Below are 25,127 nucleotides of genomic sequence, written 5' to 3' on the forward strand. Positions count from 1 at the left end.
GTCTGCGGTGGCACGGACTACTGGCACTCCTGGCGGGCCACCGGGAATGCGCTGGAGGGAATTGCCAGCCGCCACAACGATGCCCTGCTGCCGCTCGATGAACTACACGAAGTGGACCCGCGTGAAGCCGGGATGATTGCCTATATGCTGGCGAACGGCCAGGGCAAGGGGCGCGCCCGCACCGACGGCGAGGTACGTAATCGCAGGCACTGGACGCTGCTGCTGTTCTCCACCGGGGAGCTGTCGCTGGCGGAACACACCGAACGCGCCGGGGAGCGCCTCTACGCCGGAATGGACGTGCGCATGGTACAAATCCCCAGCGACACCGGGCAGCATGGCGCGTTTGAGCAGCTACACGGCTTTGCCAGTGGCCAGCAGTTCGCCGATGCTCTCTGCGACCGGGTGGCCCGCTTCCACGGCACCGCCTTTCGTGCCTGGCTGGCCTTCCTCACCCACGACCTGGACGCCAGCACCACGCTGGCAAGAGAGTTACTTCGCCGCTACCAGACCGCCCTGATGCCGGACAACGCCGGAAACCAGGTGCAGCGCATCGTGGCCCGCTTTGCGCTGCTGGCGGTGGCCGGAGAGATAGCGACGCTGCAGGGCATCACGGGCTGGCAGGAAGGCACGGCGTATGAGGCGGTGCAGATCTGCCTGCACGCCTGGCTGAACGAACGCGGCCATATTGCTAACCAGGAGGATGAAGGTGTGCTGGCGCAGATCAAGCGGTTCATTACCGCGCACCAGTACAGCCGTTTTGCCTCGTGGGACGGCCCGGACCGCCCGCTGAATATGGTGGGCTTTCGCCGGGTGGAAAAAGATCCGCTGACGGGTGAAGAGCACACACTGTTTCACATCCTGCCGGAGGGCTGGCGGGAAATGTGCCGGGGATTCAGTCCCGCCAGAGCGGCCAGATTATGCCAGGAAGCAGAGTGCCTGCTGCCCGGCAGTGACGGGAAATACCAGTCGCAGGTTCGCCTGCCGGAGATCGGCAAAGCCAGGGTCTACCGACTCACCTCCCGCATCCTCAGTGTCTGAGTACAGTCTCGCGTGCTTTAAAAAAAGGTGGTACAGGGTGGGACAAGTGGTACACGCAGAGCTGGCGCGGGTTACAGCGTCCCACTTTAGATAATCTAGTTTAAAAAAAGTGGTACAGGGTGGGACAGCCGGTGCTGATTCTGTCCCACTTTTCAGACTGGCATTTTTCAGGTGGTACAGCGCAAAGCCACGGCTGGCGCGGTTGTACCACTTGTCCCACCTGTACCACCTCAAAAACAGAAGAACTGAAAATGGCGAAAAGGGACTGAAACGGCAAAGGCTGAAAGGAAGGGAGAATAAGGGGAACGGGCCTGCCCTTAAAGGGCAAAAGCCATGAGAGATACAGACTGATAGTGATCGTTAGTTCTATTGCTCAGTATTATTGTCACCGTCAACATTATGGTCGATCTGACGCGCCACACTTGCCAGAACGCGTTTCAGTACCCGCCCTCGCTGTACAGGGGCCATGTATTTGAATAGGTTATTGAGTAGCTCAAGATCCTTTTCAATTTCTGACATCCCGTCCTTTGGACAGGCAAACTCTTCATCATCACCTAAAAACCATCCCGCTTTGATGCCCATACCAGCAGCTATCTTCCGAAGTTGCATGATTCCGGGAACGGATTCTCCCTTCAGATAGCTTCGAATGGTTGAATTGGGAATACCGGTTTTATCTACCAGAGAACTGACTGTGTCTTCAGATAACGACATCGCTTCGGCAAGGCGAGTGCCAAACTGAAAATTGTTATCTTGATCAAAAAATTGATTATCTTTTTTAGACATTAGACGCCACTAATCAGTAATCAATTGATTTTGTTGAATTCAATAAAAATAAATTCACAATATATTGTGAAAAACAGATCTTTAAATTCACAAAATCATGTGATAACTTATCTGTACAAATTGCAGACTATCACCCTCTGCAAACCCAACTGCTGAGCATCGCATACTCAGGGCTGAATTGCCACGCATCCGCTCGTCCTGAAAACCGCTCAGTTCACAAAAACACGCCACAAGCGGGGATAACAAAGAAAGCAGTATGAATCACAGCTGTTTATCGCCATTACCGGAGCCCCAGACGCTTACGCCTGTCATGTCTTAACTTCTGTCCGATAAGTCTGTGCGCTCCGGGCCTTTTACCCGGAGGACTCCTTATGTGGACAGTCAGCCTCGCTGAGGCGTTTATTCATGTATTCCAGACCGCAGGCAAAATCTTCCTCGACATGATGACCGGGCTTATCCCGATGCTTATCTGCCTACTGCTGGCCATCAACTTCCTGATGAAGCTGGTCGGTACCGTACGGATGGAGCAAGTCGCCGCCCTGCTCGGCCGCTCGCGCATCCTCACCTACGGCGTGCTGCCGGCACTCGGCTGGTTCTTTATGAGCAGCCCCGGCGCGCTGACGCTCGGCAAGCTCTTACCTGAGAAGAGTAAACCCGGCTATGAAGATGCGCTCGGCACCACCGCCCATCCCCTCACCAGCCTGTTTCCCCACGTAGTGCCATCAGAGCTGTTTGTCTGGCTCGGCGTGGCTGCGGGGGTTAAGGCACTCGGCCAGCCCGTCACCTCACTGGCGCTGCGCTATATCACCGCTGCCATGCTAATTGGCCTGATTCGCGGGATTATCACCGAGTACCTGTTCCTGCGGCTCAGCAAGCGAGGGAATGCGCCATGATGATTTACTGCGCACGTATTACTGCCATCGGGCTGTTTGTCGCTGATGGCCTCACCGACAAAATGCTCATCACCTTCGACAGCAACGGGCCGAAAGACTGCCTCGATTACTCCCTGTCGCTGGAGCCGTCGTTCCGGGAAGAGAGCCTGATGATACTCCCCGGCGACCGCCTGCTGCTGGCGGGCCATGATTATCTGGTGACCAGTGTTGGCAAAGGTGCACAGCAGGCACTGTTTGAACTCGGCCACCTGACGCTGGTGTTCAACGGTGACCTGAATCCCTGCCACGTCGGCGCGGTTCATCTCTCCGGCCCGGTACCAAACCTGCTTGACCTGCACGGCAATCTGGTGATTGAGGAGGGACGCCCATGAACACGGTACTTATTCCTCCCGGTCCCGGCGGCTACGGTAAAGGGCTGTGGCTGTCCGTTGGCAGCGGCAAAAAGGTGCTGTCGCTGACCGGACGCGAGATTCATCCGGTGGCGATAGAAATCGGCGCGCTCACCGAGTCGGAAATCGTTAACGGCTTCTCAGACATTCCACCGGATAACGACATCCTGTGCGTGGTGATTAACTGCGCCGGGTCCCTGCGCTGCGGCCTGTACCCGCAGAAGGGCATTCCGACCATCAACGTGCTCCCCACCTGGCGCGCCGGGCCACTGGCACAGTTTATTACCGAGGATAACTACGTTTCCGGCGTGACGATGGAACAGCTGGTTCTGGTGGATAGCGCTGAAGCGCCGGACTGCGGGCCTGAGCCACTTCCTGCTCCGGAACCAGTCATTACCACCACACCGCCACCTGCGAATGGCGCAGAGAAACTGGTGCGCATGGTCGAGCAGACCGGCACCGCCGTCGGCCAAGTTATCGCCCTGCTGTTCGCCGCCAGCCGTGAAGCGGTGGACGTGTCGCTGCGCAACGTTATCCCGTTTATGGCCTTTGTCTCGCTGCTGATAGCCCTGGTGCAGGAGACCGCACTCGGCAGCCTGATTGCCCACGCCCTGACGCCGCTGGCGAACTCGCTGTGGGGACTGGTGCTGCTGTCGCTCATCTGTGGCATTCCGTTCCTCTCCCCGGTGCTCGGACCGGGCGCGGCCATCTCGCAGGTGATTGGCGTAATGATAGGCACACAGATTGGCGCAGGGGCGATATCTCCGGCCTTCGCCCTGCCAGCCCTGTTTGCCATCAACGTGCAGGTCGGCTGCGACTTTGTGCCGGTCGGCCTTTCGATGCAGGAGGCGAAACCGGAGACCATAGCAAAAGGTGTACCCGCTTTTCTGCTATCGAGACAACTGACCGGACCACTTCCGGTAATAGTCGGCTGTCTGTTTTCCCTGGGCTTATTCTGAGGACATAACGATGAACAAAATCAGAGCTGCCGTGGTCGGCGCAGGTATCTACGGCAAACACCATATGAACGCGTATCGCCATAACCCGGACACGGTGCTGGTCGCCATCTGCGACACCGACACAGAGCGCTGCGACGACCTTGCCATGGCCTACGGCGTGATGGGTTATACCCGGCTGGATGTCCTGCTGCAGGAGGAAGCCATCGACGTGGTTTCGGTGGCGACACCGGACCCGTACCACACCGAATCCATCCTCACCGCGCTGCGCCACGGTAAGCATGTACTGGCGGAAAAACCGCTCGCCACGTCGGTACGCGAGTGCGAGCTTATCGTGGAGATGGCGCAGCAGCAGGACCTGCTGGTTGGCGTCGATTTCCATAAACGCTGGGACCCGGCGGTGATGCGCATTAAGGCTGAACTGGATAAGCCGGAAGCCGGGCGCATCCTGCGCGGGCATATCAGCATGGATGACGTGATTAGCGTGCCGACGGAGTGGCTGGACTGGGCAGGCGCAAGCTCCCCGGTGTGGTTTCTCGGCTCACACTGCTTTGACCTGGTACGCCACCTCTCCGGGCAGGAGGTGGTATCGGTGTATGCCGTCGGGCAGAAGCGGCTGATGGTTGAATGCGGCCTCGACACCTTCGACAGCGTGCAGAGCCTGCTGACAATGGCCGACGGCAGTTCGTGGGTGGTAGAAAACTCATGGGTGCTGCCGGAGGGCTTTCCGAAGGACAACGACGGGCGTATTGATATCCTCTGCGAGGCAACGTATATCCGCAGCACTTCACAGCATCGCGGGCTGGAAATCACCACGCCGGGCATGACGCTCACGCCCAACAGCTATTTCATCAACTACCGCAACGGCGTTGCCAGCGGTTTCGGTATCGACCCCATCAATGATTTTGTGGGGGCGGTCAGGAACAGGTCACCGTATCCGGTCACCGCAGTGGACGGCCTGGCGGTCAGCCGGATTTGCGAAGCAGTGCATCGCAGTCTGGAAAGCGGGAAACCTGAACGCACGATAATGCCATAACTTCAAGGGCTGTACCTTTCTGCTATGTCAGATTAGTAAAGCCCTTAGCCCTGCAAACCAGATAAAGCGCAGGAATCATTAGAAAATATGGTCAGATTTTAGCCAGGAGCAGAAGTTGGAAATAGTTTTCACTACTAAGGAGAGCGAATTAATCCAATGTAGCGGTAGTTAAAATGGTACATTTTTGAGCAACCAGCTTGTACTACCAGTTGCTCGCTGATAAGGCAGAAATATTCTAATTTGACAGTGGTGCATAAGAAAAACAAAGGGAAACCAATATTTATAGCCTCCGGACACTCAAATTTTTAATATCTATCAACCTTTTTTTAAGACTAATCTCGAGTCACTTTTTTCTACTACTTTATAACGACGAAGCTTCGTTAAAGCGCCTACACCACCTGCTGCAATAGCAATATAGATTGCTGCACTTGTTGCCGAACTGCCGAGGATAGCCGCTGCTCCCCCAGCAGATAATGCAGCAGTAGTACCGGTAGCTGGAGCACTGGTTCCTCCGGTAGCTAAAGTTGCCATGGCGGCAACTACCGCAATACCGATGGCTGCAAATGCTATAGCCCATGCAACTTTTCCTGTCGCATGAATTTTCACCGTAGTTTTAGCTAAACTACCTTCAATTGTAATCGTATCTCGATCTTCCTTAATAGCTTTACCCAGCTCTTTAGGTGTTGTTATCACATTATCTTTGGCGCTATTAGTGCTCATTATCCCTCCTTGCGATACTCAGTTTAACTTGCAGCCCTTCCCTAACAGTAGGCCGGCTGTATTTCTTAGCCAATTTTGAACGATGTACGTCCGCATACTATTTGGCTTCCAGTATGACTGCGGCTTCGTTCTCAATTGTTGAACGATCACAGCCAAGATATTGTGGCATGAATTCATAATGCCTGGCAGTAGTGACAATCATTTTATTCACCTACTAAGTTGAAAATTGTCACACGCTTGAGCCTATCATCATGTAAATCGATAACATCTTCTTGTATACCTCCCTCTAACATTTGAGTGACATAGTATGGTGGTGCATCCTTTATAAAATATTCAAGTGAAGGAGCGTCTTGCTCAATTAGGAGACCAACGCCACTTAACCATTCCAGAGCTCTTTCAGGAAGATCCCCTTGCGAGAAGCCTTTGCAGCAGAACAAACAATGCATCGGCCTTAAATCATCAATAACATCAGTTAAATGGTTTGCTCTATTTTGCTGGAGATGTTTTACTTTAAGAGGATTAAGAATTGCTGCCCCATAATGAAGGATACTACGTTTGTAGGTTTTACACTCCCAATTAACTTTATAACTCCCCGATTTCCAGTTTGTATACATGCAATACAAGGGAATAAGGTCATATTTCTTGGCATCCGCAATGAGAAGATCAACTTGATGCCCATTTTTATTTGTGTGATGAAGGTGTTCATATTTCTCAGAATTTAAATTGAGAACTTTTGCTTGAATACGCATGCCTAACCATTTACCACTTCGACCTGTAAACCACCACTCCCAGTCGGAGCCATTCACTGATTCTTTGTGGCGGGTAAACGTATTAATAATAATTTTTCCCCTACCCCATTTTTTTATATTAAGCACAAGAAAGTCAGTTATTGACTCCTCTCCAATTTGATAGCTTAGTTTTTTTGCCTCTCTTAATGTACTCCAAATCCAGCCAGAATTTTTTATCGCAATTTCACCTAAGTCCATTTGTAGTATTCTCTTAGTTATGTTTATAAATAGATAAGTTGAAAGTTTTTTTGCTGAAAGCATGATTCGAATGAAGAGAATAGTATTTATACGTCAAAAACAAAAGAAGGAAAAGGGGTTTGCCCTAAGATATTTGCCGTGAGACTGATATGCACTTTATAAATTAACATAACGTGAGGCTTGCTACGTCCACTTCTCGTACTCAGCCGACATTTGAAATTTTCCCAGTCCTAGGCATCTGGACCTGGCTTTAGCATGGATTTAAGTAACTAAAGAGTGATGTTCATCTCAGGATTTGGCTATTGGATGCATTTTCCGTGATACTTCTACACTCTGGCCGAGTAAACGACCGGAGTGTAGATTTCCCCCCTGTCAAAATGCTCTTTTCAGCATGGCAAGGACCACCCATCGTGTCGCATCATCTGCAATATTTTCAGGCAGAGCATCAGCCCGCAGATTGATATAAGTGTCAACAGCCATCCTGATGGCAATGCTGCCGGAGTCACGATCGTGCGTTGCCAGCGTGGAAGTCAGCAGGACATCAGGATCAATGCTGTGGGATTCAATATTCCGACATCTTGCACACAGTCGCGCCAGATGCCGTTCTGTTCGTCTAACCTCAATGATGCTGCAACAACACCTGTGAAATCTTCCTCGCTTCATCCGCCGGATCCGCCGAATGCGTGATCGCTGATCCCACAATCACCACATCCGGGCCTAACAGCGCATAGTCCTTCACCGTCTGGCTGCTGATGCCGCCCGCCACGGCAATACGGGCTTTCCGGCGCGCCTTAAGCATCGTTATCAAATCATCAATCGGCTTGCGCCCTGCCGCCTGCTGATCGGTGCCAGTGTGAACCGCTAGCATATCCGCCCCCGCCTCTTCCAGCAGACGAACCCGCGTGGGCAGATCGTCGACGCAGATCATATCCACCACCACCTGCTTTCCGGCCTCTTTCGCCGCACGGATGCACGACTGGATCGTCAGCACGTCGGTAACGCCTAATACCGTGACATAGTCTGCCCCGGCGTCGAAAAGCAGCTGCGACTCAAAATGGCCCCCATCCATAATTTTCGCATCCGCCAGCACTTCCTTATGCGGGTATTTCTCTTTAATGGCTTTAATCGCGTTCACGCCTTCCCGAATAAGAAAGGGGGTTCCTACTTCAATAATATCAACGTCGTCAACCACCTTATCAATAAATACCAGCGCTTCAGGCAGGGTTAACTCGTCCAGGGCAAGCTGTAATTTCATGTTGGTTTCCTTGTGTCGAATGACTATTCGAGGTTGGCGTGCAGCACAAAACCTTTGGTTAAGCGATATCCCGTCGACTGCGCCAGATTCACTATCATGGCATCCCCCAGCACCATGATTGCCTCTTCAAACAGGCTGCCTCCGGGCAGAATGCCTTTCACGTTATCCGGTCCATCCGGCAGTTTGTCGGTATAGGCCGGGATCCTGACCACTACGTCAGCCAGTTTCCCCAGCGTGGACTCGGGGAAAATGGTCAGCAGGGCCACTGTGCCGCCCAGTTGCTTTGCTTTCGTAGCCACATTCACCAGCGAAGCCGTTTCGCCCGATGCGCTGGCCAGCAGCAGCAGGTCGCCTTTTTGCAGAGCAGGCGTGACCACATCGCCGACAACATGCACCTGCAGGCCGATATGCATCAGTCGCATCGCAAAAGCTTTCAGCATCAACAGCGAACGCCCTGCGCCAAAAACAAATATCGCGTTCGCGTCAGCGATGGCCTGCTCCAGATGCGCCAGCGCAGCACCATCAATCCGCGACATCGCCTGATTCAGGTCGCTACAGGCAACGCCTGCAACAGATTGCGTTTCCATCATGCGTCCTCCTGACAGAGCGGGAATAAATCATCCTGATACTGGAGCATCCCCATGATTTCCCGGACATAGTTATCGACATGTCCCAGAAAGTGAAAACGTTCCGGCGCGGCGCGATAGCGCTGGTAAAGCGGCGTATCGAAGGTGATGCCAAGATGCGGATTCTCTTTGACAGTGGCGAATTTGATGTGCGGAATGTGCGGGTAGTAGTGATTCTTGCGCACACACAGTTGCCCGTTCTCCTCCACGATGTAGCAGGCCATACCGTGATAAAACTGCACCGTGTCGTAGTGAACCGCGCAGGGTTTATACGCCAGATTGCTGAACACCAGCGGCCCGTCGCCGATATTGATGGAGCAGTGGCCGTAATTCGGCGGCACGATAATGCTCTGTCCCTCTTTCACCACCGCCACGATAAGATCGTCGACCACCAGATCTTTTGGCGCGACGGCAAAATCCGGCGACTTTTGCAGGATATACGCCGCCGTGCCCTTAATCACCTCATACACTTCCGGATGGGTATTACGCCGCGTGTCGTTATAGCCGTGATAATGGCCGCTGGTTTTCTTGCGCTCCTTACCAATCGTCCCCGGCATGATGATGGTGATGTCATACTGGTACTGGTCAGCGGTGAGCCGCTCCTGATCCTCCGCAAAGCTGAGACCGCGGTAAACATCGTAAGCCGGTTCATCACGCTGCGCCTCGGTGAACTCCGGTAAGACCACCGCCATCTGCCCGGCGCTTTTGCGGCCAAAGCCGAGATAGTTCAGCGGCGGTTTCAGCGCCATCACGCCGTCGTTATCGAGATACAGCGGCAAGCCGCTGTGGTGTAACTGTTTCATTTTGCCTCCTGTGTATACGCGTTAGCTGCGCGGATCGCCTCTTTCAGCCGATCGGATTTCATGCCAAATACGCTCTGGATGTTGTTCCCGACCTCGACGACGCCCGCCGCGCCAAGCTGTTTCAGCAGCGCTTTGTCCACCAGCGTCTTATCCGTCACGTCAATGCGCAGACGTGACATGCACGCTTCGATGCTGGTCATATTCCCCAGCCCGCCATAGGCCAGAATGATGCCGCTCACCAGGTCATTCTGTTCGTTTTCCTCCGCCACAGTGCTTTCTTCGACTTCACGCCCCGGCGTCAGCAAATTCCAGCGGCGAATGGCAAAGGTAAACAGGACGTAGTACAGCGCTCCCATCACCAGCCCGACCGGGAACACCATGTACCAGTGAGGCGCACGCGGCAGGACGCCAAAGAACAGATAGTCGATAAGCCCGCCGGAGAAAGAGAGCCCGATATGCACGCTGAACCACTCCATCAACAGGAACACCAGACCCGCTAAGACGGCGTGAATGCCATACAGCACGGGCGCAACAAACAGGAAGGAGAACTCAATCGGCTCGGTGATGCCGCAAACAATGGAGGTGATCGCACCAGAGAGCATAATGCCCTTCACCCGCGCTTTGTTTTCCGGGCTGGCGCAGCGGTAGATCGCCAGTGCAATCGCCGGAATACAGAACATTTTGATCGGCGTTAGCCCGGCCATAAAGGTTCCGGCGGTAATCGGCACCTGGTCTTTCAGCTGGGCAAAGAAGATAAGCTGGTCGCCATGCACCACCTGCCCGGCTTTGTTCACGTACTCGCCAAACTGCAGCCAGAACGTCGGCCACCAGACATGGTTAAGACCAAACGGGATCAGCAGCCGCTCGACAAAACCGAACAGGAAGGCGGACACGCCCGGTCCCTGCACCGTCATGGTATTCGACAGGCCATTAATCAGATGCTGGACCGGCGGCCAGACCACCGCCATCACCAGCCCGACAAACAGCGCGGCGAAGGAGGTCACTATCGGCACGAAGCGCTTGCCGGAAAAAAACTCCAGCCACGAAGGAAGCTGGATGCGGTAATAGCGTTTGTACAGCCAGGCGGCGATAATCCCGATGATAATGCCGCCAAACACGCCGGTCTGTAACGAAGGGATGCCCAGCACCATCGTGTAGTCACGCACCTGCGCCACCGACTCGGGCGTGATCCCCAGAAACTGGCCGATAGTGACGTTCATAATCAGAAACCCGGCGATCGCCGACAGCCCGGCAATGCCCTGATCGTCACTAAGCCCTACCGCCACGCCGACCGCAAACAGCAGCGGCAGGTTAGCGAAAATCGCACTGCCCGCTTCCGCCATCAGCTTCAACACGTGAACCAGCCAGTCAGCGCCGAGAAACGGCAGGCTGGCGACAATATTGGGATCCTGAAAGCTGACGCCGAAGGCCAGCAAGATACCGGCGGCAGGCAGCATGGCAATGGGGATCATGAGCGATCGCCCGATGCTTTGTAACATTTGCAGAAGGTTGAATCTTTTCATCTCGATCTCCTGAGCGCGTCTTTATGACAGGGATTCGCACAACAGCAGGTTCTGCTCCGAACACCTTCAGTATCCGAACCGGAGATGATTAAAAAAACAGCAAACGACGACGAAAGTTATTTCCGGTTTTTGCTTAAAACCGGAAAATTTATGAGGGCAATCACGCCGGAAACCGTCAGAAAGGGATAAAAGAGGAAATCGCGTTCGGTGGGAGGCCATCACATGAGTATCTTCGAGGCGCATTTTCGCAGGCTGCACGCCCGCTACGGCGCAGGCCAGACGCACGAATTACAGATGCAGGAGATCGCCGCCATCTTCGGCTGTTCAGTGCGTAATTGCCGGATTGCGCTGAAAAAGATGCATCAGGAAAAATGGCTCGACTGGCAGCCCCAGCGCGGGCGCGGCAAGCGCTCACGGCTCCACCTGTTAACCTCACCGGAAAAACTGTTCAGCCAGAACGTCAATAAGCTGCTGGAGAAGCAGGATTACGGCAACGTGCTGCGGTTTATCGGCAACGACAAGTATCTGCTGGATCGCCTGAGCCTGTGGCACTTTGGGGTACAGGATAAAAGCAGCGAAACGCGGGTGCGCATCCCCTACTACCGCAATCTGGATCCGCTTAACCCGCTCGTCCCCCTGCGGCGGACCGAACGCCATCTCCTGCGCCAGTGCCTGAGCGGGCTGACGCGCTATGACGCCGTTCAGGGCAGGATCGTTCCCGATATCGCCCACTACTGGACCCACAATGAGGACTTTACCCGCTGGGAGTTCTGGCTGAAATCCACCGCCCGCTTTGCCGATGGCAGCGAACTGGATGCCTGCACCGTTCAGCGCTGCCTGCTTGCCGCCAGCCAGAGCCCGCAGTTCGCCCCGCTTTTCAGCCCAATCAAAACCATCACCGCTGACGCCCCCTGGCATCTGGTGATTGAAACGCATCATCCGGTCAGACGTCTCGACTGCCTGCTCGCCACTCAGCCGACGATGCTGTTCGATTACCAGCACGGACACATCCGCTGTAGCGGCGCTTTCCACCTGCAGGAACACAGCGACAACTTTATGGTTCTGCGGCGCAATCAACACTGGCACCAGGCGCGCCCCGGACTGGATGAGATCACCATTTTCACCTGGGCTCCGGAGCATATCAGCATGAGCTTTATTCCCCTGCTGCGGGGCGAAGAGGCGCAGGATGACCGCCCGCTCAACGAGCGCAGTCTGGAGCAGGGGTGCTGCTTTGTGCTGCTCGACGGTGACGGGGCCTTTGCAGATGAGGCCGGAAGACGGTTTATCAATTACCTGCTACAACCTGTCGAACTCCTCAGCCAGACGCAGCTTCCCGACGAATACGCACGCATCCTCTCCGTGGCTCAGGGCATGCTGCCGCAGTGGAACCACCGCCCGGTGGATTTTGGCGGGATCACCGCGCCGTTTAACCTGCGTCAGCCGGTTATCATCAGCACCTTTCAGCAGCCGGAACTGGTGGAACTTGCCGGGGCGATTCGCATCTTGCTTGAGCGTTGGCATATTCGCTCCGAAATACGGATCGACCCATTTGACCACTTCAACAGCCAGCCGCGCCTGCCTGCGGACATCTGGCTCAGCAACTTTATGCTCGATACCCTTTCGGTTCCGGCGTTTCTGGAATGGCTGGCTTCCACCACGCTGTTTACGCGACTGCCTGAAGCCCAGCGACAAAACCTGAACACTCTGTTGCCGACCATTCTGAACAGCGATAATGAACAGGCGTTCGCCACCATTGCCGCCTTTTTCCATGAGATTACCCACCAGCGATATGTCATGCCTTTGCTGCATCACTGGATGGAATTTGCGACCGAGAAGTCATTTACCTGGCGGGATTTAAATACGCTGGGATGGCCGGATTTCAGCCAACTTTGGCTCGAATAATGCAACGCCCGCAAAAGCTCGCTAAAGGGCCTTTAAAGGCCTTTAAGGGTAAGGGAGAGAAGTGCGGGATTTGGGGTGGAGGAACGTTTGGTCATCTGTATGGACAATTCCATCAAATCCATCCGCAGCCCCCTTTACTGTCTACCAATACCTACATCCAGAACGTCCTGTAGACGAAGCTAAAATGCCCATGCTCAATGCCTGTACCTTCAACTGCTACATAGCTTTGGACATGACGATTTATTAAAAGGCTCATAAAGGTTCAAATCATCACATAATAACTATTATTGTTTTTTATCAATAAATTATGAAAAAACATACCTTGACCGAGGCATCCATAGTGCTATGTTTACGGTAAGCGACACAGCGCTTGGGCTGCACTCCTGAGGGACCATGACATTCGAGGATGATGCCTGTCTGCTATGTCAGGTTGGTCAAACTCTTCGCCCCGCAAGCGAGACAATCAGCAAGGAAGATTAATAGTATTGGCAATCTGTAGCGAAGAGTTGCAGTACTGCCCCTTCCATCATCCACAATGATAGCTATCAGTAAGTTAACGAAAATGAGAGGGCATCGGAAATGCTCGAAGTTGAATTTCAGGAATGGTTGAAGTGCAGAGGCGCCAAAACGCAAGCAGGCCTCAATTCCCGTATTTATGCTGTCAAAACTATAGAAAAAAATCTCGCAGCACTTGGTTCTCCTCATGCAGATCTGGATGCAGCCTACCAGGCGGATGGATTTGCGCAATTGCGGCAGCGGATCAAAGAGATTCGCCGTGATGCCAAAGACAACGGCAATGACTATCGGTTACTAATGCCTGAATCAGAGCAACCGCTTAACCGATTGTCCAACTGGAATAGCTGGCTCGGACAATATGGACGTTTTCTGAGCGGTGATGACTCTCAGGCCGACGAAATTCGGGATTATGTCCTTGAAAACTACATCACCCCAGCCAGAGAGCGAGGTGACGCAAGTGTCACCCTGGTAGTTGGTCCTCTGAATACTGAAATGGGTCTCGACAAGGGATGGCCGAACATCTGTCAGGCTCTTGATGGTCAAAAATTTCAGGAACTAGCGGATGTTCCCCCTCCGGTGACGGAAGGGCCTAAAAAGAGCACAACCCGGAAATATACGTTCATCCTTACGGAAGGAAGCGAACTGGTGGCCCAGACTAAACCAACTCCGACTAACCTTATTTTTTACGGTCCTCCAGGTACCGGAAAGACCTATCACACGGCGAGGGAAGCCGTAGCGCTCTGCGATGGCAAAGATGCCTATCCGAACTCAAAAGATGGGCGTGCGGCCCTGATGGCGCGCTATAACGAACTGATGGCAGAAAAGAGAATCTCTTTCGTCACATTCCACCAGAGCTATGACTACGAAACCTTCGTTGAGGGTCTTCGTCCAGAAATCGGTGAAGATGAGTCTTCGTCTGCTGGATTCAGACTCATGCCTACGCCGGGGCTCTTCAGAGAAATTTGTGCCCTTGCCGATCAGGCCAGAACACAACCCCGTGCACAGACAGATGCCTCGGCACTGCAACTATCCCAGAAACGCTTCTGGAAAATGGGGCAAGGGACAATTGGCACCGAAGACGATGTGTATGAAGATGCCCGCGACAATGGGTATATCGCTCTGGGGTGGGGTGGGACCATAGACTGGAGCGCGGATAGATTCTCATCGTTCAACGCGATTCATGATGAATGGATCAAGCAAAATCCAGGGAATCTGACGCCTAGTAACTGGACGCAAACCTATCCCTTCCGTTGCGAAATGAAGCCTGGTGATATCGTGATTGTCCCTTACGGGAACACTGCGTTTCGCGCTATCGCTGAAATAACTGGTGATTACTATTTCGTTCCTGAAGCCGAAGGTTACTATGCCCACCGCCGCCCAGTTCGCTGGCTACTGACCCTTGATGAACCACTGCCACTCGATACAATTATCGATGGTAACTTCACCATGCGGACGCTCTATTCCATTGCCACCAGTCGTGTGAATATCCCGGCGCTAGGCAGACTACTCTCGAGTACAGAGAACCTGGATAATAGTTCCGATGTTAAAGGACAACCAGAACAATTCGTCCTCATTATTGATGAGATCAACCGGGCAAATATCTCGAAAGTGTTCGGTGAACTGATTACGTTAATAGAGCCGGATAAACGTCTTGGAATGCCTGATGCACTCACTGTAACTCTGCCTTATTCGAAAAAGAAAGATTTTGGCATCCCCGCCAACCTTCATATCATAGGTACCATGAATACCGCCGATCGATCCATCGCATTGCTCGACACAGCATTAAGGCGGCGATTCAACTTCCGGGAAATGGCTCCCGACGCGACCCTGCTGTGTGAAGTAGAGGGGATCGATCTCAAAGCCGTTCTTACCACCATCAACCAGCGTATTGAATATCTTATAGGCCGGGAATATCGCATTGGACACGCCTTCTTTATCAATTGTGAATCCAGGGCACAAGTTGAAGATGCAGTGCGCAATAAGGTCATACCGCTGTTACAAGAGTATTTCTTCGAGGACTGGAGCCGAATCGCGGCAGTGCTGGGCGATGGTTTTATGCAGGAAGCGCAGATTTTACCGCCACCCGGAATAGAGGGGGAACCATTATCAAGCTGGTCGGTACGTGCACCGTTCAGAAATGACGCCTTTGATCGACTGATAGGCAAAACCAGAACGTTAAATGTCACCGATCTTGAGGTGGCTGGTGAATCGAAAGAATGACGCACCTCACGGTTCGCGAATGGGGTGGTGTTTGTGTGAACACTGAAAGCAGCATAAACGCTCCTCATGCTTTTACCCGCCCTCAGGCTAACGCGCTGCTTACGGCGGCACGCGAGCATCCGCTGGCAAATCAGCACGGTACTAATATCTTAATCGATCGCCATAACAAAATTATTGCCGGGCAAATGGTTGGGGTAATTGCCGCTCCGGGATGTAGCCTTGAGATCCTGCCCAAATTCGACGACGAGACGATAGAACCGGACGCCACAATACGCAATCGCCTGATACGTATGCTTGATGTCGCCCTCGGCCTTAAACTCGGCAATGGACAGGCTGCAACAATGGCGAGACAAGCTGAAAGCTTACTTGAGATACTCATCCGCTTGTTCGCCGAGCGACTCTTATCTGAAGTACATCGGGGATTACCGCGCACCTATTTGGCACAGGAAGACGATTTGCCCTCATTGCGCGGAAGGCTCAATATCAAACGACAATTCACTACGCTTGCCGTCCGCCCCGACCGTCTCGCCTGTCGTTACGACGAACTGTCGGCTGATACCGCCCTACTTCGAATTATGAAGGCGTGTGTAGTTCTGCTTCACCATTATGCCCGCGCTGCTGATACGCTTCGTCGTCTGAATGAATTGCGCATCCTATTAGCGGGTGTTAGCGACGTCCCTTTCAGTCATCTGCCGTGGTCACAGGTACGGATCGACCGAACCAATCATCGCTGGGAAGCCCTCTACAATCTGGCACGTCTTCTCCTGCGACGCGACTGGCAAGCTACACACCACGATAAACGAGCGCAGAACGGGATTACACTGCTTTTCCCAATGAACGACCTGTTCGAGGCATATATAGCGGCGCTGGCGAAGCGTGCTGTACGCGGTACGGAATGGACGGTTCGTGCACAGGCAGGCAGATTATACTGTCTGATCGAGGACGTAAAAGAAGGCAAACCACGCTTCCAGACCCGACCGGATCTGCTTATCGAGCGGGACCATCAGATTGTTATGATCATAGACACTAAATGGAAGCGTATTGGGCGTCATCCCGAAGATGCCAGGCATGGCATATCGCAGGCTGATGTCTACCAAATGATGGCCTATGCACGGATTTATCAATGCCCACAAGTTATGCTTCTCTATCCACATCATGCAGGTCTGGGAACGCAACCTCTGAATGCAGGCTATAGGATTCTAGCAGGCGAGGAACAATTACAGGTGGCTAGTGTGAATCTGGTTCTCGATGAGGACAAGATTGTCGAGCAGTTAATTAACCTACTCGGCATCAACACGCAGTGAGGTGAAAATGCGAGACCGGTGCACCTTGAGGCTCGGCACTCTCAATAACCTCAATCCATGATTTAGGCTCATACTTACATGATCATTTAATGCATTTAATATACAGGGCTTATTCTCTTGGTACGTAGAGAATAACAGTAGGACATGTCCGCTATGAGCGAAAAGCGGACGTTTGCGCTAGTTCTGTGCTGATAAAAACACCATTAAATAGTATAATTAATCAAAGGATCATATGATATCTTTCGTAAAGATTAATTCTTAACTTTTAGGATTATTATGTCAGATTTAGAAAAATTCCTGCCAACTTTGAAACGCTTATCAAAATTAGACAAGCTCTCTGAGAATGAAATTTTAAATCAATTCAGGAGAAATCATAGCGTAGAACCAGTAATCTCAAAAAGTGAATTTTGTCATGCTTCTTTCACAGTTAAAATTGATGATTTAAACTTCTTGCTTACCGAAAGGCCAATATCGTACTTAAATAGACATTGTGGACGATGTTCGAATATTCAGTTGCATGCAAATTCACTTGGTATAGCATTACCCCTATATATTGGAGAAGGTACTCTTTCTTCTGCAATCCATGAAATTAAAAGATGTGAAAATCCACTTGAGAATTCAAATAAATGGTTGTTCGAAAATTTCTCATTAGAAATTGCAATTGCTTATTTCAACAAATATTTTATAAAGAGTGAATCCCTAAAAAACTACAAAACAATTATTTTTGAAGCTATAGAAGCTTTTTATTTGGGGTATGATCATATATCTATAATGTCGCTCTTCCCTGTCTTTGAAGGAGGATTGAGGAACTTACTCGTGAAATTTTGTGATGGTGACAACACAAATACAAGTGCAGACAGATTTGAAAAAGAAATTAGAAAACTCATTATTACATGGGGAAGTCGGCAGCTATCAAATTTTGACTGGCATCCCGGCAAAGGTTATGACATTGAAACTGAGGTGGATTTTTTCACACATTTAAACCCCCAGTGTGATGTGATTAATTCAACCAGATCTTTTTTTAAAAATGTCATATATAAACCAACTGGAGGTGTTAATGAAGGTAGTTTCAATAGACATTTGACACTACATTTGCTGAATCAGAATTTCAATGAGCCATCTAATTTCGTTAGGATTTTCTTGGCGTTAACACATTTAACCTTTGCAGAAAGTCTGATGAACAATAATGTCCCTTTCTTCTGGGAAGGTGTAGATGACAATGACCGACGCATTGCTTCATTCATTTCTAGAAGTGGTGATGTTATTTTTGGAATGCGTAGAAAAGAAATTAGTAAGCTTGGGTTAAATTTATACTGATACAGGCGTAATCTAAAATACAAATCAAGTATAGGTCGTATACTTTTTTTGGTTGCCCTAAAAGAAATTTATAACGTCCGCTTTTGGCACGAAGCGGACTAGTTAACTGAGCTGGAGGTCCGCTGTGAGCGAACAGCAGACGTTTGCTGAGGTGTATTAGTAAATTAGGAAAAAATCATTATTTCTAATTGCCCGGTACAATTCTTTTTCATCATATCTCGACATGTAAAAATTACCAATAGCTCTAAATAAATTATAATTCGCATCCCAGTTAGACCATTTCAGGATTAATTCTTTGTAATGCGGAAAAATCTCACTATCTTGAACGTAGCGTTCTGTATCGAAAACTTCTATGATCTCACAAATTCCCCACTTATTTAACCCATAATATATATCATCAAATCGCTCGGCTTCTTCTTCAGTAAAATGCGTTGCATATTGCGCAAGGTTAAATCGAATTTCTTGCGAAACGTCATCCGCCCTATTTCTGCCATTTACAAAACCATACTGATAAATCATACAAATAAAATTACGCTGCAACATTGATAGTTCTGACAATTTTTTTTGAAGATGATACAAATCATTTTCACACTGCTCACGCAACCATTCTTTATGGGAGTTAGTTAAGTTCCAATTTACACCTAATTTATTTATTTCAATGAACTTATTAAAAAGAGATTGGTTTCTTTTGAAACTGGTCACTTGTGGTATGAATAATCCCGAAGAGTTTAAAGGAATCCAATTGGAAAAGTTCTCTTTAAGATAAGCAACGACTTTATGCCGTTCTCCTGTTTCTAACGTACATAGAGAGGATATTAAGTCATTAATATCAAAAACTTTCACGTTAAAGTATTGATGAGAATATTTTATTCGTTTGTTAGTGGAGTTGATGAAAAAGTAAAAATCTTTATATCCGCTTTTTCTGAGCCAATCAGGTGTTTTGTCTATGCTATCTCCGAATTTTTTGCTACTTGCGGTTGCCGTTACTTGCATCACAATTTTATTGTGCTCATCAACATAATCTATGCCGGGGTAATTATGCTTAAAAACTTTGTTAGCGTCTTCAAACTCTTTTTGAAAAGCTTTATTTATTAGCCACATTAAGGCCTCTTCCGAGGAGGTTGTTCCATTTTGCAAATTAAGTTTTGATTCGTTAGAAATTGTTGCACTATAGCTACTTAAGACTCCAGCTACGAACCTCTTAAAAGTTTCAGTTTTAGTTGCATATATATTCATTATTGAGAATCCTTTTTCATTTTTATAACTGCCAGAATACAGCTCAGCGGTTTTCTTTTCAATATGGGAATGTCCACTCCTGGCACGAAGCGGACATTGGCAGCCTCAACAACATGAGAAGCATTAAGGTGTATTAACCAATGGATGGAAAGCAAGTCGGTTTATTGTGCCAGCCCAACTTTTACGAAAGGGCTACCGTGACTGCGCGATTTTTTGATTAGCTTGCCTACGTATAATTCTCTGACTTCTGGTGATGCAATTCGCCCAACAAACTCTGAACGGTTGGTTTCGGGGGGGATAATCAGTTCCCGAGTAAAGTACTGTTGAGAGCCTGCCTTTAGCCAGCACTGTATCTCGTAGACTTCCATCACCAAACCGCCGTAGGTTGCGTATGCAAATTGCAGGTTTTCATCTTTTGGTACTTTTGCCCAGACGCCACGCGTAGCTTCATATAATGCAAGTGCACTCATGCCAGACTTGTAGGTGCTGTTTAGCAAAAAAGCGAGCCCTGCATGTTCAGGTGCAATTTCCGTCTCTTGCTTAAGAAGGAGATGGTTGAGCTCATCCAGCGTGATTCGCCCCATAAGTGAGCTGCTTCCTCGTACTTTGTTGGTCAGTTCTCCAACACCTAAGAGATCAATACATGTTGCTTCAACAAGCTTCGCGGTTGCCTCATCCATGCCATGGCGTAGTATGTCGATTCCCAGATTTCCTGTTTTTAACAGATGATTAATTCGTTCTGATTTCGGAGAGCCATCATTACACTTTATATGATCAAGACAGCGTTCTGACTTGCCTTTGCCTATATAAAACGGTTTTTTTGATACATCTTCAGTGTCATAAAATGCATAAACATAGAACTTAGCCATCCCTAACGCTTTCGAGTATTTTGAAAAATCTTTCACAACCTTGCTTCCTTAGGACAAAAGTACTTAATTTCCCTATCGGCACTATAGTTCAGAACTTAAGAGCAAAACAAATAGCATATAGATTGACTGATCTGCCCCCATTGATAAATAAGGGCCAAAGTTAGCAACGTCCGCGTGTGGCATTCAACGGACGGCTAGCAAGATCATGAAGAGCGTTATAAGCAAGGAGCGAACATAGTTTTCATCTCTACTGTTTATAGCGACGCTGACTGGATGCAGGGTGTCGCAGGAGGGATGCTTCGGGGCGTATTGGACGTCGCACCAGCTCCCCTCCGCAGTTCGGACACCGGCCATTAAGTCGTTGAGTCACGCAATCGACGCAGAATGTGCATTCAAATGAACAGATGAATGCCTCTTTTGATTCAGGAGGCAGATCTTTATCACAGCATTCGCAATTAGGACGGAGTTCAAGCATGGTGCTCTCTTATTGTTAAAGGGGCATCATTAGATATATCAAAGGCAAACTACCTGTATCGCCTTCGGTTGTTAGTGTGTATTAGGTGAGCATGGTCTACAGTCTGGAAAATTCAAGAGAGTGAATTATCCGACAGAAACGCTCACTTTCGGAAACGAACGACAAGCCTATAGCGTCCACCAGAGCCTAAACTAGCACGGAAAATCCCGCTCCCAACAATCAAATTAAAAATCAAACAGATACAAAAACCCCTTCCATATCAACACCATCGCCACTCTTTTTGCGCCTTCCCTTCCCCGCAAAAAATCAAAATCCCTAACAAACTCAACCACCTCCCCCACCAATTACAAGGACGCCAGCCCACCAAATAATGATCCGGATATGTCCGGTGAAGTACAGAAAGCCCGCACTGCGCAAGCTCTGCGGGCTTTTTTGTATCTATCCCTTCTCGCCCAGCGCCCCCTCACACGCCAGCGCCAGCACCATCAGTGCCGCCTCATCCTTCTGCACCGATAACATCTCCATCCCCACCGGCAGACCGATACGGCTTACGCCGCACGGTAACGTAATGGCAGGCAGGCCGCTGATAGCGGCCAGTTCTGGCGCGCAGCCTGGCGGCATCTTCGCCATACTTTCTGGTAACCGTTGTACGGTGGGATACACAAATCCGACGATGCGCTGCGCCTCAGCCACCTGGCAAAGGTTCTGCCGCAACAGGCGCTGAAAGCGACGCCCCGCCAGCCAGAGCGGGGTTTTCAGCGTGTTACTCGCCAGCATCTGACGTAGAAACGGCGCAAACTCCGGCAGGAAAGCGCCGGAGTCCACAATGCTTGTCAGTCCGGAGGGAGCGCCAGGCTGTTTGCTAAGCCAGTCGTCAATCGCCACGCGAAATTCATACAGACTGAGGCAGGTGGCCTGCCTCACCTCTTCAAGGAAAGGGAGTGAAACCTCCACCAGCGTCGCTCCGGCACGGCGCAACGTGTGCAGCGCCGACTGCCAGACCTCCAGCTGTACCTCATCCTCTCCCTGTAACGCGGTTACCACACCAAAGCGAACGCCTTTCAGCGAACGCACAGGAAGCGCAACCGGCGGCAGGCCATGGATCACCGCATGCAGCAAGGCGGCATCTTCAACGCTATGTACCATTGGCCCAACGGTATCTTTGCTGGGCGAGAGCGGCGCTACACCGTCCAGCTGTGAACGGCGAAAGGCAGGCCGTAGCCCCACCAGCCCGGTATAGCTACAGGGAATGCGGATAGAGCCGCCGGTATCGGTACCCAATGCGCCATCCGCCATTCCCGCCGCCACGGCCGCAGCGCATCCTCCGCTGGAACCTCCGGCGGTGAGTGTCGGGCAAAGTGGATTCGCCACATCGCCCCCCAGCGAGCTTCGCGAGCGCACATCGAACGCGAACTCGGACATATTGGCCCTGGCGAGAATAATCGCCCCCGCGCTGCGCAATCGCTGCACCACCCGTGCATCCGCTGTCGCGTTAAGTGAGGCCAGCGCCCGGCAGCCAAGAGTAATGGGCATCGGCGCGCAGGCAATATTATCTTTGACGATCAGCGGCACGCCGTGCAGGGGGCCGATCGGTTCTCCACGTCGACGCTGCTGCTGATGCTGTTCCGCCTGAGACATAGCGTCAGGGTTAACCCCGAGGATCGCGTTGAGCGCCCGGTGCTGCTGTATGACGTCGAGACGGTGGGCAATTTCCTCCGGGCAGTCGTCTGGCGGTATCAGGCGCTTCATAGTCTCAGGCTCTCTCGTGATGAAAACCGGGCAGAAGGCTGCCCGGGATACGTTTTAGTCCCGCATGCCGGTAGTAATGGCATCAATGTCCTGCGGACGCAGACGAATTTCCGCCGCCCGTCGGTGCCCCTGCATCCCCTCGGTACGGCTCTGGCGGATCGCCGGTTCTGCGATTGCCGGGATACCCTGCTCGTCAATCCACTGATGGGTACAGATTTTGACGTACGCGCCAACCCACAGACCGCCGGTATAGCGTGCCGCCGCCATCGTCGGTAACGTGTGGTTGGTGCCGCAGCATTTATCAGAGAACACCACACTGGCGTTCTGACCAATAAACAGCGAACCATAGTTGCGGATCTTCGCCGCCGTCGCGTGCGGATCGCGGGTATGCACCTGCAAATGCTCCGTCGCCATATGGTCAGCAAAAGCAATCAGCTGCGCTTCATCTTCGCAGAGCACAATCTCACCCTGCCGGCGCCACGCCTCCCCCGCCGTTGCCGCCGTTGGCAGGCTGGCGAGCTGACGCTCAACCTCCGCCAGGGTACGCTCAGCGATATCCCGGCTGGTTGTCGCCAGCCCGACGCGGGTATGAATATCGTGCTCTGCCTGCGCCAGCATATCGGCGGCCAGAATGCGCGGGTCGGCGCTGTCGTCCGCGATAGTGAAAATCTCGCTCGGCCCGGCGAGGGCATCAATGCCGACCCGACCAAAAACCTGGCGTTTCGCTTCATTAACGAAGGCGTTGCCTGGCCCAACGATTTTGTCCACCGACGGAATGCTCTCCGTTCCCCAGGCCATAGCCGCAATGGCCTGCGCGCCGCCAACTTTGAAAATGCGGTGCGCGCCTGCCAGATGGCAAACTGCAATCATCGCCGGATGGGCGCCCGGGGGCAGACAGGCGATAATCTGTTCACAACCCGCCACCGTCGCAGGAACAATCGACATCACGGGAGCGGAGAGAATCGGATACCGACCGCCCGGCACGTAGCAGCCCACCGTCTGCACTGGGATGATCCGGTGACCGAGATGCACGCCAGGCAGCGTCTCTACCTCCAGCGGCTGCATGGTCGCCAGCTGCGCCTGCGCAAAACGACGCACCTGATTAATCGCAAACTCACTGTCGCGGCGCGTCTGGGCATCCATCCCCTCCAGTGCTTCGGCGATCTCCTGCTCGCTCACCTCAAACTGCGCGGGCACGACCTTATCAAACTGCTGCGAAAAGGCTCTTAGCGCCGTATCGCCTTCGGTTTTCACGCGCTCGATAATGGCGCTGACCTTCTCCGTCAGGGAACGATCGGCCTGCGCATCCTGCCCCTGCGGGCGCTTAATCCAGCTCACCTTATTTAACATTTACTCGTCCTCCATCTGGCCGAGTTTGATTTGCGCCAGCAGCGCCAGATGGTCGTAAACCACCCACTCATCAACAATTTTTCCGTTGACGATGTGGTAGTGCGACATGCCCATCACAAACAGTCGTTCTCCGGTCGGCTTGCCCAGTTCGCCGTAACCCAGGTGATGCCCTTCGATGATCCAGCGAACGGCCATTTTGACGCCGCCTTCATCGCACGGGTTGGAACAAATATGCTGCGGCAGCCACGCGCCGTCAGGGATCATCCCCACCAGCGCCAGCGTCTGATGGGTTACCGCCGCGGTGCCGTACAGCTCTTTCATCAGCGGACCGTGCCACTGTACGTTAGGCGCATACACTTCTTTGATCTTGCCAAACATCCGGCGGTTGTAGATCTCATGCAGCCAACGCAGGCACTGCTCCTCAGTATCAGTGTGCGCAATGGATACATCGCACTCCATCTCCGGCGGATATTGCCCCAGCATGCGGCCGTTTTCGCCGATGTCCATCACGCGGAAGCCTTTATCGAACTGCTCTTTTGCCATATTAAATGCGATTTGATCGGTGTTCAGGCCAAGCTGTTTCATTAACGACATGTTGTCGCTGACCACCCACTCCCGATAAATTTTATTCTCGTGGATCATGCAATCCGCCACGGTCCGGGTAACGAAGGAGCGGTTGGTCGGCTTGCCTAAATGGCTGTGCTGGGTATGCCGCCCGCTTCCCGTCACCAGGTGAGAGGTATAAAAACCGTCAACATCATTTCCGTTCCAGATAACCTGGGTTGCCATTCCGCGCCGTTCCGGGAAGGCAATTAAGCGTTGCAGCGTATCCTGTACCACCTGTTCACGGTTATAGAGTGTCCCCAGCGCGTTATACAGCACGCAGTTATGGGTATAGTGAGAATAAATTAAGCCGACATCGCGCTCGTCCCATATTTTATGGGTGCAGCGAACGATATAATCGACAATATCGGTATAGCAGTCATCAAAGCCGCGTAATGATTGCACACGCGGTCTTTTTTCCGGTACCAGATCGACAAAATCACGACGCTCCACCTGTAATACAGGTTCCTCTTTCAGCGATTTCACGCTGCTTTTTTCGGGTACGGCTGGTGCTTTATTTGTTGCTTCGGTGGAAGACATATAAACTCCTGCTCTGTTTTCAGACAATAAGAACCCGC

22 protein-coding genes and 1 pseudogene are annotated in these 25,127 nt (G+C 51.6%); 9 read left to right on the plus strand and 14 right to left on the minus strand.

Annotated features, from left to right (window positions below; translation table 11 throughout):
• A partial coding sequence (locus DD606_RS11545) for a DUF927 domain-containing protein (RefSeq protein ID WP_129258662.1) occupies window positions 1-1,038 on the plus strand: 1,038 nt, incomplete at its 5' end.
• Between the two features lie 366 nt (window positions 1,039-1,404).
• Here the strand turns inward: DD606_RS11545 and DD606_RS11550 are convergent.
• Complete coding sequence (locus tag DD606_RS11550; protein WP_045354519.1) at window positions 1,405-1,821, minus strand: helix-turn-helix domain-containing protein; 417 nt, start codon at window positions 1,819-1,821, stop codon at window positions 1,405-1,407.
• Between the two features lie 371 nt (window positions 1,822-2,192).
• Between DD606_RS11550 and DD606_RS11560 the strand changes: the two genes are divergently transcribed.
• Genes DD606_RS11560 through DD606_RS11575 form a run of 4 tightly spaced genes read left to right on the plus strand, consistent with a single transcriptional unit; the run spans window position 2,193 to window position 5,095 of the window.
• Entirely contained in the window at window positions 2,193-2,714 is a 522-nt protein-coding gene (locus DD606_RS11560) for a PTS glucitol/sorbitol transporter subunit IIC (protein WP_045354506.1), read from the plus strand.
• Window positions 2,711-3,085, plus strand: a complete 375-nt coding sequence (locus DD606_RS11565; RefSeq protein ID WP_045354507.1) for a PTS glucitol/sorbitol transporter subunit IIA — start codon at window positions 2,711-2,713, stop codon at window positions 3,083-3,085. The genes DD606_RS11560 and DD606_RS11565 overlap by 4 nt, the downstream gene beginning before the upstream one ends.
• Complete coding sequence (locus tag DD606_RS11570) at window positions 3,082-4,062, plus strand: PTS glucitol/sorbitol transporter subunit IIB (protein WP_129258664.1); 981 nt, start codon at window positions 3,082-3,084, stop codon at window positions 4,060-4,062. The genes DD606_RS11565 and DD606_RS11570 overlap by 4 nt, the downstream gene beginning before the upstream one ends.
• 10 nt (window positions 4,063-4,072) lie before the next feature.
• Complete coding sequence (locus DD606_RS11575) at window positions 4,073-5,095, plus strand: Gfo/Idh/MocA family protein (protein WP_129258666.1); 1,023 nt, start codon at window positions 4,073-4,075, stop codon at window positions 5,093-5,095.
• Between the two features lie 315 nt (window positions 5,096-5,410).
• On the opposite strand, the gene DD606_RS11580 is transcribed toward DD606_RS11575, so the two are convergent.
• From DD606_RS11580 to ptsG, 7 genes and pseudogenes are all read right to left on the minus strand, one after another.
• Window positions 5,411-5,815 carry a hypothetical protein gene (locus DD606_RS11580; RefSeq protein ID WP_045354513.1) on the minus strand — a complete coding sequence of 135 codons (405 nt, stop codon included), beginning with the start codon at window positions 5,813-5,815 and terminating at the stop codon, window positions 5,411-5,413.
• Window positions 5,816-6,018: 203 nt separating this feature from the next.
• Window positions 6,019-6,801: a DUF6615 family protein gene (locus tag DD606_RS11585; protein WP_058656523.1), complete on the minus strand. Its 783-nt coding sequence runs from the start codon at window positions 6,799-6,801 to the stop codon at window positions 6,019-6,021.
• Window positions 6,802-7,173: 372 nt separating this feature from the next.
• Window positions 7,174-7,374 (minus strand): annotated as a pseudogene (locus tag DD606_RS26430) (nucleotidyltransferase domain-containing protein); the annotation flags it as partial.
• A gap of 46 nt (window positions 7,375-7,420) precedes the next feature.
• A complete protein-coding gene (gene hxlA / locus DD606_RS11595; RefSeq protein ID WP_045353497.1) occupies window positions 7,421-8,056 on the minus strand; it encodes a 3-hexulose-6-phosphate synthase in 636 nt (211 codons plus the stop codon).
• A 23-nt stretch (window positions 8,057-8,079) separates the two neighbouring features.
• Complete coding sequence (gene hxlB, locus DD606_RS11600) at window positions 8,080-8,643, minus strand: 6-phospho-3-hexuloisomerase (protein WP_045353548.1); 564 nt, start codon at window positions 8,641-8,643, stop codon at window positions 8,080-8,082.
• Window positions 8,643-9,485: a glucose-6-phosphate isomerase family protein gene (locus tag DD606_RS11605; protein ID WP_045353498.1), complete on the minus strand. Its 843-nt coding sequence runs from the start codon at window positions 9,483-9,485 to the stop codon at window positions 8,643-8,645. Before DD606_RS11605 ends, hxlB begins: the two co-directional genes overlap by 1 nt.
• Window positions 9,482-11,008, minus strand: coding sequence for a glucose-specific PTS transporter subunit IIBC (gene ptsG / locus DD606_RS11610; protein WP_045353499.1), 1,527 nt, complete (start codon window positions 11,006-11,008; stop codon window positions 9,482-9,484). Before ptsG ends, DD606_RS11605 begins: the two co-directional genes overlap by 4 nt.
• A gap of 222 nt (window positions 11,009-11,230) precedes the next feature.
• Between ptsG and DD606_RS11615 the strand changes: the two genes are divergently transcribed.
• The 4 genes from DD606_RS11615 (at window position 11,231) to DD606_RS11630 (ending at window position 18,267) form a co-directional block, all read left to right on the plus strand.
• A complete protein-coding gene (locus tag DD606_RS11615; protein ID WP_129258668.1) occupies window positions 11,231-12,910 on the plus strand; it encodes an SgrR family transcriptional regulator in 1,680 nt (559 codons plus the stop codon).
• Window positions 12,911-13,489: 579 nt separating this feature from the next.
• The gene (locus tag DD606_RS11620) at window positions 13,490-15,646 is read left to right on the plus strand and encodes an AAA family ATPase (RefSeq protein WP_045353502.1); all 2,157 of its coding nucleotides are present in this window, start codon (window positions 13,490-13,492) and stop codon (window positions 15,644-15,646) included.
• The gene (locus DD606_RS11625) at window positions 15,643-16,950 is read left to right on the plus strand and encodes an McrC family protein (protein WP_129258670.1); all 1,308 of its coding nucleotides are present in this window, start codon (window positions 15,643-15,645) and stop codon (window positions 16,948-16,950) included. Before DD606_RS11620 ends, DD606_RS11625 begins: the two co-directional genes overlap by 4 nt.
• A gap of 276 nt (window positions 16,951-17,226) precedes the next feature.
• Window positions 17,227-18,267 carry a hypothetical protein gene (locus tag DD606_RS11630; protein ID WP_129258672.1) on the plus strand — a complete coding sequence of 347 codons (1,041 nt, stop codon included), beginning with the start codon at window positions 17,227-17,229 and terminating at the stop codon, window positions 18,265-18,267.
• 156 nt (window positions 18,268-18,423) lie between these two features.
• Here DD606_RS11630 and DD606_RS11635 read toward each other — a convergent pair whose 3' ends face one another.
• The 6 genes from DD606_RS11635 to DD606_RS11660 all read right to left on the minus strand — a co-directional run bounded on the left by DD606_RS11635 (window position 18,424) and on the right by DD606_RS11660 (window position 25,089).
• On the minus strand, window positions 18,424-19,503 hold the full coding sequence (locus DD606_RS11635; RefSeq protein ID WP_045353505.1) for an SMEK domain-containing protein: 1,080 nt from the start codon (window positions 19,501-19,503) through the stop codon (window positions 18,424-18,426).
• Between the two features lie 161 nt (window positions 19,504-19,664).
• A complete protein-coding gene (locus DD606_RS11640) occupies window positions 19,665-20,408 on the minus strand; it encodes a hypothetical protein (RefSeq protein WP_039274301.1) in 744 nt (247 codons plus the stop codon).
• A gap of 211 nt (window positions 20,409-20,619) precedes the next feature.
• The gene (locus DD606_RS11645) at window positions 20,620-20,847 is read right to left on the minus strand and encodes a DUF1272 domain-containing protein (RefSeq protein WP_072051147.1); all 228 of its coding nucleotides are present in this window, start codon (window positions 20,845-20,847) and stop codon (window positions 20,620-20,622) included.
• Window positions 20,848-21,285: 438 nt separating this feature from the next.
• Window positions 21,286-22,596 (minus strand): amidase family protein, encoded by a 1,311-nt coding sequence (locus tag DD606_RS11650; RefSeq protein WP_048244776.1) that lies wholly within the window; start codon window positions 22,594-22,596, stop codon window positions 21,286-21,288.
• Window positions 22,597-22,650: 54 nt separating this feature from the next.
• A complete protein-coding gene (hisD, locus tag DD606_RS11655; protein ID WP_022651679.1) occupies window positions 22,651-23,946 on the minus strand; it encodes a histidinol dehydrogenase in 1,296 nt (431 codons plus the stop codon).
• The gene (locus DD606_RS11660; protein ID WP_058662900.1) at window positions 23,947-25,089 is read right to left on the minus strand and encodes an ester cyclase; all 1,143 of its coding nucleotides are present in this window, start codon (window positions 25,087-25,089) and stop codon (window positions 23,947-23,949) included.
• Window positions 25,090-25,127: the final 38 nt, after the last annotated feature.

It is taken from the genome of Enterobacter cloacae complex sp. GF14B, from assembly GCF_004136805.1.
GTDB lineage: Bacteria > Pseudomonadota > Gammaproteobacteria > Enterobacterales > Enterobacteriaceae > Enterobacter > Enterobacter hormaechei_C.